Origin of the sequence: Vibrio orientalis CIP 102891 = ATCC 33934 (assembly GCF_000176235.1) — a bacterium.
Lineage (GTDB): Bacteria > Pseudomonadota > Gammaproteobacteria > Enterobacterales > Vibrionaceae > Vibrio > Vibrio orientalis.
On the sequence record NZ_ACZV01000002.1, the window covers coordinates 260,314 to 270,425 of the forward strand.

At 44.3% G+C, this 10,112-nt stretch carries 7 protein-coding genes, 1 rRNA gene and 1 other annotated feature; of the genes, 4 read left to right on the forward strand and 4 right to left on the reverse strand.

The genetic code is table 11. The annotated features are described in order from the left end of the window. Positions 1-82: 82 nt before the first annotated feature. The 4 genes from pheA to bamD all read right to left on the reverse strand — a co-directional run bounded on the left by pheA (position 83) and on the right by bamD (position 4,458). Positions 83-1,261, reverse strand: a complete 1,179-nt coding sequence (pheA, locus tag VIA_RS02010) for a prephenate dehydratase (protein ID WP_004410312.1) — start codon at positions 1,259-1,261, stop codon at positions 83-85. Positions 1,262-1,274: 13 nt separating this feature from the next. Further along, positions 1,275-1,395: a sequence feature (Phe leader region), on the reverse strand. Positions 1,396-1,512: 117 nt separating this feature from the next. Then, positions 1,513-1,839, reverse strand: a complete 327-nt coding sequence (gene hpf / locus VIA_RS02015) for a ribosome hibernation-promoting factor, HPF/YfiA family (RefSeq protein WP_004410314.1) — start codon at positions 1,837-1,839, stop codon at positions 1,513-1,515. 336 nt (positions 1,840-2,175) lie between these two features. Beyond that, the gene (locus VIA_RS02020; protein ID WP_004410316.1) at positions 2,176-3,615 is read right to left on the reverse strand and encodes an MltF family protein; all 1,440 of its coding nucleotides are present in this window, start codon (positions 3,613-3,615) and stop codon (positions 2,176-2,178) included. Positions 3,616-3,732: 117 nt separating this feature from the next. Further along, positions 3,733-4,458: an outer membrane protein assembly factor BamD gene (gene bamD / locus VIA_RS02025; protein ID WP_004410322.1), complete on the reverse strand. Its 726-nt coding sequence runs from the start codon at positions 4,456-4,458 to the stop codon at positions 3,733-3,735. A gap of 134 nt (positions 4,459-4,592) precedes the next feature. On the opposite strand from bamD, the gene rluD reads away from it, so the two are divergent. The 4 genes from rluD to VIA_RS02045 all read left to right on the forward strand — a co-directional run. After that, positions 4,593-5,573 (forward strand): 23S rRNA pseudouridine(1911/1915/1917) synthase RluD, encoded by a 981-nt coding sequence (rluD, locus tag VIA_RS02030; RefSeq protein ID WP_004410324.1) that lies wholly within the window; start codon positions 4,593-4,595, stop codon positions 5,571-5,573. 2 nt (positions 5,574-5,575) lie between these two features. Further along, on the forward strand, positions 5,576-6,304 hold the full coding sequence (gene pgeF, locus VIA_RS02035) for a peptidoglycan editing factor PgeF (RefSeq protein ID WP_004410326.1): 729 nt from the start codon (positions 5,576-5,578) through the stop codon (positions 6,302-6,304). 111 nt (positions 6,305-6,415) lie between these two features. Beyond that, a complete protein-coding gene (clpB, locus tag VIA_RS02040) occupies positions 6,416-8,989 on the forward strand; it encodes an ATP-dependent chaperone ClpB (RefSeq protein WP_004410328.1) in 2,574 nt (857 codons plus the stop codon). Between the two features lie 524 nt (positions 8,990-9,513). Continuing rightward, positions 9,514-10,112, forward strand: a 16S ribosomal RNA gene (locus VIA_RS02045); the annotation flags it as partial.

A 10,112-nucleotide genomic window follows, 5' to 3' on the forward strand; every position in this document is an offset into this window, starting at 1 on the left:
AACTTAATATCCAACGATACTAAAAATATTAATAAAATGTGTCAGCTAGAAGAGTGTATTTATTTGACCTGCGTAGGTTTATTTACTGTAACTTTACCTGAGTCGGTTTCACATTTTCGCTTGGGTAGCAGCCCAATACTTTCAAATGTTTGGTGATTTTAGTTAGCTCATTGAGTGCTTGTTGCATCTGAACTGAGTCCAAATGAGACTCTAGGTCGACATAAAACATCTCTTCCCAAGGGTTACCCATGATTGGACGCGATTCTAGTTTGGTCATATTGATACTGTAGCGCTGTAGCACTAACAGTGTCTCAACTAATGAGCCGGCATCTTGAGACGTTGACATGATTAGTGTCGTTTTCGCTGGGATTTGAGCAGAGACTTCCACTGGCTTACGTGCAACAACGATAAAGCGGGTGTGGTTTTCTGTTTGATTGGCGATATTGCTCTGGATTGGCTGTAGGCCATACAGTTTGCCACTTGACGCATTACCAATGGCCGCGACGTCGGTGCGCTTCATCTCTTTCACTTTACGCATTGCATCAGCAGTACTTGCGCATGATTCAAGTTTAACGCCATTGAGCTTACTCAAAAACTCACTGCATTGTGCATGTGGTTGAGGGTGAGAGTAGAGCGTTTTAATTTCTTCCAGTCTTAAGTCTGCTGTGGCAACTAAACAGTGCTCAATCGGTAGTGTCAATTCGCCTACAATATACAGCGTGGTGTGTTGCAGTAAATCGTAGACTTCATTGATTGAGCCAGAACTTGTGTTCTCGATAGGAAGAACGCCGTAATCAGCGTGGCCGGACTCTACGGTATTAGCGACTTCTTTAAAGTGCTCGCAGTTAAGTTCAATCAGCTCTGTATTCTTACGGCTAAAGTACTCGCGACTTGCCAAGTGAGAATATGAACCTTTAGAACCGAGAAAAGCGACTCGTGCCAGTGGCTTGCGACTGAGTTCTGGGTTGGCTAAGTTTTGTAGGTATGACTGCTGAAGAAGAACCGAGTCTTCGATAATTGTGTGGAATAGCTTAGTGATGTATTGCGCATCAAGATCGTACTTCTGATAGCCGTTATTGATCAATTTCACTAGCAATTGCTGCTCTCTATCGGCATCACGTACAGGCTTTGATGTTTGGACTTTGCTTTTTGCCACTTCAATACTCATTTGACGACGCTCCGAGAGCAGCTTTAGTAGCTGGTCATCCAGTTCATTCAATCGTAAGCGTATTTCTTCAAGCGAGTATTTTTGGTCAGTCATCCTAGTATTCCTCATAAAAAAAGCCTCCCTTTGGGAGGCTTTCTGTTCGTTTTTGACTTATCTTTCCGAAAACGAGAGAGCCTCCAAGCCTAGTGGAGAAAAAAGAAGTCAAAAAAGAACAGAGTTGTGTTGTGCATATTCGTCGTTTTTGTAGTGAATCTTTAAACACCATAAGCAACCGAGAATGGAGCGTCAAGCAAAAAAATAGCGCCATTCGGCGCTATTTTTCTGAATCCTCTCAATTTATATTTTTATTCTACTTCTTCTTCCAGCTCAGGCTTGTCTGTACGACGTGCTTCTGGCTTGTGACGTAGTTTGTTTAGCTGACGCTCTAGTTTCTGTTCTACCTCGTTCACGGCAGCATATAAATCTTCATGTGTTGCGGATGCGATAAGTTGGCCCTTCGGTACAGTAATTACAGCTTCAAATTTTTTCTGCTTATTTGGCTCTTCGCTGAAGCTTGCCTGACAACCGATAATGTCTACTTGCCACTTTTCTAGCTTTTTAAACTTGCTCTCAATGTGAGTGCGGATTGCAGAGGTGATGTCGATGTTTTTACCAGTGATGTTTACTTTCATAGATGTTTTCCTCTGTGTCATCCTTCATGGGTTAACTCCAGATTACTTATCCCATGAAGAAATAATGTGATATAGATCACCATTCTGTCGGTGTTTTTATTAGCTAAATTTAAACGTGATCTGGCTCAAAGTGTGTAACTGTTTGGCATCGAAAAAGCTTGTTTCAATGAAAAAACTCATTAGATTGGGAGAGGTAAACAACTAAAAATCATCCGCTTTTTAGTGGCTTAATACGGCCTAATAAAAATCGTTGATTAGGAATTGACCATCCAACATTTGTGAATTGAATTCCAGATTCCTCAACGCTTTATTTTCTCCCTCTTCTTTTTCAGCGCTCTAATCATCAATCACTAGTGACGGTGTGCTTTGTTGGTTTTGCGTCGCTTGAGTCTCTCTCACCAACTTTAAAGCGTTCAGCTGTTTGTAGATAATAAAATAACGATTGATGTTAGAAACGTAATGGACAGGCTCTCGGCCGATATTTCTTCTCGCCATGATTTCAACATTGCGAAACCATTTATTGGGGTCATAGCCATTTTTCTCAGCTAAGCGGCGCATTTTTCGGATATTAGCCGGGCCAGCGTTATACGCAGCAAGTGAAAAGTAGACTTGGTCTTCTGGGAGGATCGATTCATCACTAAAGTAACGATCTTTGATGAAACGCATATATTTCACGCCTGCGTGAATATTATTCTCGACTTGATAGATGTCTGGGATGTTGACGTTGGGATCTTTCGCGGTGCTAGGCAGAACTTGCATCACACCAACGGCACCTTTATGTGACACTTTACTTTGGTCTAACCCTGACTCTTGAAAGCCTTGAGCGGATATCATCAGCGAATCGAAACTGTATTGATCAGAGTAGACTTCAAATATTTCCGATAGTGATTCTAGTTTAGTGATGTGCTGGGGGTTTAGCACACGTTTGAGCCATTTGGTGTTATTCAGATACTTGCCATAAATAACGTTGCCCAGCAGAGTACCTGAACGGTATTTCTTTAAATATTGATTGACGAAAACTTCCAGCTTAGGGCTGTTTTTTCTCATTGCCCATGCAATTTGACCTTCTTCTCTAAGTGGAATTGCGTCATGGACTTGGATATTGTCCATGACCTTGAGCCAAAGTTCTGTCTTATGGCTATCTAAAATCGTGGCGGGCAGGTGCCCTTGGTTAACCAACTCAATCAGTTCTAAGTCTTGTAATGTTTCTTCGATAAAACGGACAATAACCGGGGCTTTTCCTTGTTTATCAAGTTCTGTATTAAGCTTTTGCAAACTTTCGAAGTAGCTTGAGCTAGCGCGTACCCAGACTTCTCTGCCACTTAACGACCAAAGCGAGTCGATAGGAGGGTGATTCTTATGAGTAACGAGTAACTCATTGACTTGTTTTAATACAGGGGCGCTAAAATTGACATGTTCTTTTCTCGCAGAAGTAATGGTGAGGTTAGCCACCACTAAATCGCCAAAGCCTTTTTCAAGTGACGGGATCAGCTCATCTCTGTGGACAGGAATGACTTGAAGATTAAAGTAAGAGGAACGTTGTCTTAACTCTTTTTCGAAGTGATATAAGAGTTCGGCTAAGATTCCTTTAGGCTTCCCCCCTTCCACATAATAAAAACCGAGATCAGCAGAAACAAGAACTCGGATCACGCCTTTCTTTTCGAGCGTAGGAAGATCGCCTAGGTAGGGTTGTTTTTGCATAGGAGACAAAGACAACGCGATCGCCTGACCTATCGATAAACTGAAGAATAAAAAAAGAAAAATGACTCGTAGCATGAAACACCTCTAAACCACATTGATTAAAATGTAGTCCGAAAGTAATAGGTACGCAAAATGCTAGGCATAAAAAAAACGCCTCGGGCTGGAGGCGTTTTTTTCTTACTTTATAGCTGGTTACTGAGGGTTAAGCTCAATCAACTTCTCCGTACGCTCAACGGCGTCTTGCAGGTTAAGTTGTTTGTATGCCTCAAGTTGAATATCTAGCGATTTTCGAGCAGCTTCGGTATCTGGATACGTTTTTTGTAACTCTTGCGTGCGGTTGATCGCTGCAATCCATGCTTCTCTGCGCAGATAGAAATCTGCTGTTGCTAAGTCATATTCAGCGAGACGATTTTTTAAAGCGTACATGCGCTTTTGAGAATCTTCCGCATATGGGCTATTAGGGTATCGCTCAAGGAGCTTTTTAAAATCAGCAAACGCTTTTTTTACTGGCTCAGGATCGCGATCACTACGATCGACATTGAACAAGTCATGCATGAAGTTTCGGTCTTGTGCCATATGGGTTAGGCCACGCATGTAAAGTACCCAGTCCAATTTCTCCTGGGTAGGGTTTAAGCGCATAAAGCGTTCGATAGTCGCAAGACCTAAAGCAAGATCATCGTTTTTATAGTATGCATAGATCAGGTCTAACTGAACTTGCTCAGAGTACGCGCCAAATGGGTAACGAGAATCTAGAGCCTCTAGCTTTTCAATTGCAGTTAGCCAGTTACCACTTTGAAGCGAAATCTGTGCATCTGAGTAAAGCTCAGATGGTGGCACGTCTGGAACGACTTCTTCGCTGCTAGAGCAGCCAACCAGTAGTGATAGTGCCAACAAGCCAGATAAAGTATGCTTTTTCATGTCAGGATTCGATTCCTTGAGATAAATATTTCAGATGCTTCCGTTACTTTCTAAGCAGTAACAGATACAATGTCCAATAGTACATTTTTCCACACTAGTGACAATTAGTCTCACAGTTTTTAAAAAAGTTCGATATGGCTCAGCAGATTGAATTAACAAATACAGTAAAAGATAGCCAATTAGGCCAACGCCTAGACCAAGCTATCGCCGAATTATTCGCGGACTTTTCTCGTTCACGCCTAAAGGAATGGCTGCTTGACGGTAAAGTTAAAGTTAACGGTGAAGTGATATCAAAGCCCCGCACCAAGGTTATGGGCGGCGAAGAGATCATTTTACAAGCAGAACTTGAAGATGAAGAGCGTTGGGAAGCACAAGACATCCCACTTGATATCGTTTATGAAGATGACGATCTCTTAGTGATCAATAAGCCTCGTGGTTTTGTTGTTCACCCTGGTGCGGGTACGCCAGATGGTACCGTGCTTAATGCTCTGTTGCACCATTATCCAAATATCGCGGAAGTGCCTCGCGCGGGTATAGTGCACCGTCTCGATAAAGATACGACCGGACTGATGGTTGTGGCGAAAACCGTCCCAGCACAAACTCGTTTAGTCCGCGCGTTACAGAAGAAGCGTAATTTTGTGCGTGAGTATGAAGCGATCGCGATCGGTCGTATGACCGCTGGTGGGCGAGTAGAGCAACCAATTGGTCGCCACTCAACTAAGCGAACCCTAATGGCGGTGACTCCTACGGGCAAGCCAGCAATTACGCACTACCGAGTTGCTGAACACTTCCGTGAGCATACACGTATCCGTTTACGTCTGGAAACAGGTCGTACGCACCAGATTCGTGTTCATATGTCGTACTTGCAACATCCTCTGTTAGGGGACACTGCATACGGTGGTCGTGCACGTATTCCAAGTGGTGCGTCAGAAGAGTTAGCGAACCACATTCGCAGCTTTGATCGTCAAGCGCTTCACGCGGTAATGCTTAAATTTGAGCATCCTATTACCGGAGAAGAGGTGGAGTTCCATGCTCCAGTACCTGACGATATGGTCGAGATGGCAGAAGCATTGCGTCAAGATACTCAGGAACACGGTTTAAAAGACGAGTTCTAAGCATGGAAATGATCATCCCTAACTGGCCTGCCAAAAAACAGGTTAAAGCCTTCGCTTCGACAAGAGGCGAGGGGTTTTCTGTTGGTCCATATCAAGGACTGAATTTGGGAACTCATGTTGGGGATGAACAATCTATTGTTGCTAAAAATCGCACTGCTTTGTCGGTTGCGACACACATGCCATCAGCGCCTATCTGGTTGAATCAAACACATTCTACTGTTGTAACAGAAGTATGTGAGCCACTGGAGCAAGTGTTAGATGCGGATGGTTTGTTTACGGCTTCAGCTGGTGTGGTTTGTTCGGCAATGACTGCGGATTGCCTTCCTGTGCTGCTTACCAATATAGAAGGTACTCAAGTCGCTGCTGTTCATGCTGGTTGGCGTGGCTTAGCGAATGGTATTGTAGAAAATGCGGTAGCTAAGTTTGATGGTGAAGTGATGGCTTGGGTTGGTCCTGCGATTGCCCAGGCTGCCTTTGAAGTTGGCCAAGATGTCGTCGACGCGTTTACTTCAGTTAACACTGACGCCCAGCAAGCGTTTATCGCTAAATCACAACCGGGAAAGTGGCTTGCTGATATGAATGTATTGGTGACGCAACGACTCAATAGTGTTGGTGTTGATCAAGTTTACTACAGCAACCTGTGTACTTTTGAAGACGCTAGCCGTTTTTACTCCTATCGCCGAGACGGAATAACAGGTCGGCAAGCTACTTTTATCTGGATCGAAAACTAATCGTCTATTTTCATAACGGAAACAGACTAACTCCCCTTGAAAATCCTCCAAAGCGTATCCATCTTTCATACTGATTAGTTATTTTTTCTCAGTTGAGGTAGGAAGGTAGATATGCGTCTTGACAGATTTACTAGCAAATTCCAAATCGCTATATCTGACGCTCAGTCGCTTGCTTTAGGTCGCGATCATCAATATATCGAGCCGGTTCACTTGATGGTGGCATTAATGGACCAAAATGGTAGTCCGATTCGTCCACTGCTGACCATGCTTAATGTTGATATTACACATCTACGCTCTAAGTTAAGCGAAATTCTAGATCGTTTACCCAAGGTTAGTGGTATTGGCGGTGATGTACAGCTATCGAGTGCAATGGGCACAATGTTTAACTTGTGTGACAAGGTGGCTCAAAAGCGTCAGGATTCCTACATCTCATCTGAAGTCTTTCTATTGGCAGCATTAGAAGACAAAGGCCCATTAGGTTCTTTGCTCAAAGAGTCAGGCTTAACGGAAACCAAGCTATCTGAGGCGATTGATAAAGTGCGTGGCGGACAGAAAATAGATGACCCTAACGCGGAAGAACTTCGTCAAGCTTTAGAAAAGTTTACCATTGATCTGACGGAGCGAGCTGAACAAGGCAAGCTTGACCCAGTTATTGGTCGTGATGATGAAATTCGCCGAACCATTCAAGTGCTTCAGCGCCGTACTAAAAATAACCCGGTCATTATTGGTGAGCCTGGTGTTGGTAAAACGGCGATTGTAGAAGGTCTGGCTCAGCGTATTATTAACAATGAAGTTCCAGAAGGATTACGTGGTCGTCGCGTACTTTCTCTCGATATGGGGGCGCTAGTGGCGGGTGCTAAGTATCGTGGTGAATTTGAAGAACGCCTTAAATCCGTGCTCAATGAGTTATCTAAAGAAGAGGGCAATGTAATCCTCTTCATCGATGAAATTCACACTATGGTTGGCGCGGGCAAAGGTGAAGGCTCGATGGATGCTGGAAACATGCTTAAACCCGCTTTAGCAAGAGGTGAACTTCACTGTGTGGGTGCGACGACACTTGATGAGTACCGCCAGTACATTGAAAAAGATCCTGCTCTTGAACGACGCTTTCAAAAAGTTATTGTTGATGAACCAAGTGTTGAAGATACTGTCGCCATTTTACGTGGTTTGAAAGAGCGCTATGAACTGCACCACCATGTAGAGATCACCGATCCTGCTATTGTTGCAGCGGCGAGCTTGTCTCATCGTTATGTGTCTGATCGCCAATTGCCAGATAAAGCGATCGATTTGATTGATGAAGCGGCTTCAAGTATCCGTATGCAAATCGATTCTAAGCCAGAGTCGTTGGATAAGTTAGAGCGCAAAATCATCCAGTTGAAAATAGAGCAGCAAGCGCTGACTAATGAACATGATGAAGCCAGTGAAAAGCGTTTAACGATTCTGAATGACGAGCTGAATGATAAAGAGCGAGCGTTTGCTGAACTCGAAGAAGTGTGGAATGCGGAGAAAGCCGCTCTGTCTGGCACGCAACATATCAAGTCAGAGTTAGAACAAGCTCGTATGGATATGGAGTTCGCGCGACGTGCTGGTGATTTGAATCGTATGTCGGAACTGCAATACGGACGTATTCCGGAATTAGAGAAACAGTTAGACCTTGCGACTCAAGCTGAGATGCAAGAGATGACATTGCTACGAAATAAAGTTACCGATAACGAAATTGCCGATGTGCTCTCTAAGCAGACTGGTATCCCTGTCTCTAAAATGCTCGAAGCAGAAAAAGAGAAACTACTGCGCATGGAAGAGGTCTTGCATAAACGCGTCATCGGACAAACTGAAGCGGTGGAAGTGGTTGCAAACGCTATCCGACGTAGCCGAGCGGGCTTATCTGACCCAAATCAACCAATTGGCTCTTTCCTCTTCTTAGGGCCAACCGGTGTTGGTAAAACAGAACTATGTAAAACACTAGCTAACTTTATGTTCGATAGTGAAGATGCAATGGTGCGTATCGATATGTCGGAATTTATGGAGAAGCACTCAGTTGCGAGGCTGGTGGGGGCGCCTCCTGGTTATGTTGGGTATGAAGAGGGGGGGTACCTAACGGAAGCAGTGCGCCGCAAACCTTACTCTGTGATCTTATTAGATGAAGTAGAGAAAGCACACCCAGATGTATTTAACATTCTGCTGCAGGTGTTAGATGATGGTCGCTTGACTGATGGACAAGGCCGAACGGTGGATTTTCGTAATACGGTCGTGATCATGACTTCGAATCTTGGTTCAGCGCGTATTCAAGAAAACTTTGCCACGCTCGATTACCAAGGTATGAAAGAGCAGGTGATGGATGTCGTGAGTAAACATTTCCGTCCTGAGTTCTTAAACCGAGTTGATGAGAGTGTTGTTTTCCACCCACTTGGCCAGGAGCATATTAAGTCGATTGCTTCTATACAGCTTTTGAGACTTTCAAAGCGAATGGAAGAGAAAGGTTATTCACTAGATGTCTCGGAGAAAGCCTTAGACCTGATAGCACAAGTTGGCTTTGACCCGGTTTATGGCGCAAGACCATTAAAGCGTGCGATTCAGCAAAGTGTAGAAAACCCGCTTGCAAAGGCGATTCTTGCCGGGAAAGTGATTCCAGACAAGCCGGTAAAATTACTAGTGAGCAATGATCAGATAATTGCCCATCAATAGTTTTCGTAAAAGTAATCGATAAATAAGGGCCTAATTGGGGCCCTTTTGTGTTCTTTTTATGCTTATTGATGGATTGTTGAGCTAACGACTCAAAAAAAGCAGTTTTTTTAAATTTAGGGGTTGTGCTTAATTCGGAACTCCCTATAATGCGCCTCCGTTGTCACGGGAAACCGAGCTAACAAGCGATGGCAACAACGGCGGTGAAAGTTAAATGCTAACTTTCGAAGAAATAACGAAAAAAGTGTTTGACACAATAAGTTATCTCGATAAAATGGCCGTCCGTTTTGAGCAGAGCCCAAAACGAAGTTCTTTAAAAATATAGACCTATCAATCTGTGTGGGCACTCGTTGATGATAATCCAATTAGATACCTCGGTATCAAATTAGGTTTCAATGAAACGAAGTGACCAAACGAGTCTTCGGACTTGGCACAGTCAATTCATTATCGTTCTGTTGGAACGATAATAGCTTTAAAATTACATTAGTAGTTTTGAAGTCAGTATTCATTGAGCCGAACAAAATCTTAAATTGAAGAGTTTGATCATGGCTCAGATTGAACGCTGGCGGCAGGCCTAACACATGCAAGTCGAGCGGAAACGACTTAACTGAACCTTCGGGGGACGTTAAGGGCGTCGAGCGGCGGACGGGTGAGTAATGCCTGGGAAATTGCCCTGATGTGGGGGATAACCATTGGAAACGATGGCTAATACCGCATAATGCCTTCGGGCCAAAGAGGGGGACCTTCGGGCCTCTCGCGTCAGGATATGCCCAGGTGGGATTAGCTAGTTGGTGAGGTAAGGGCTCACCAAGGCGACGATCCCTAGCTGGTCTGAGAGGATGATCAGCCACACTGGAACTGAGACACGGTCCAGACTCCTACGGGAGGCAGCAGTGGGGAATATTGCACAATGGGCGCAAGCCTGATGCAGCCATGCCGCGTGTATGAAGAAGGCCTTCGGGTTGTAAAGTACTTTCAGCAGTGAGGAAGGTGGAGTCGTTAATAGCGGCCTCACTTGACGTTAGCTGCAGAAGAAGCACCGGCTAACTCCGTGCCAGCAGCCGCGGTAATACGGAGGGTGCGAGCGTTAATCGGAATTACTGGGCGTAAAGCGCATGCAGGTGGT

Coding starts and splice junctions, on each gene's coding strand:
- clpB (WP_004410328.1), top strand. CDS start 6,416: ATGCGTCTTGACAGATTTACTAGCAAATTCCAAATCGCTATATCTGAC.
- VIA_RS02020 (WP_004410316.1), bottom strand. CDS start 3,615: ATGCTACGAGTCATTTTTCTTTTTTTATTCTTCAGTTTATCGATAGGT.
- rluD (WP_004410324.1), top strand. CDS start 4,593: ATGGCTCAGCAGATTGAATTAACAAATACAGTAAAAGATAGCCAATTA.
- pgeF (WP_004410326.1), top strand. CDS start 5,576: ATGGAAATGATCATCCCTAACTGGCCTGCCAAAAAACAGGTTAAAGCC.
- bamD (WP_004410322.1), bottom strand. CDS start 4,458: ATGAAAAAGCATACTTTATCTGGCTTGTTGGCACTATCACTACTGGTT.
- hpf (WP_004410314.1), bottom strand. CDS start 1,839: ATGAAAGTAAACATCACTGGTAAAAACATCGACATCACCTCTGCAATC.
- pheA (WP_004410312.1), bottom strand. CDS start 1,261: ATGACTGACCAAAAATACTCGCTTGAAGAAATACGCTTACGATTGAAT.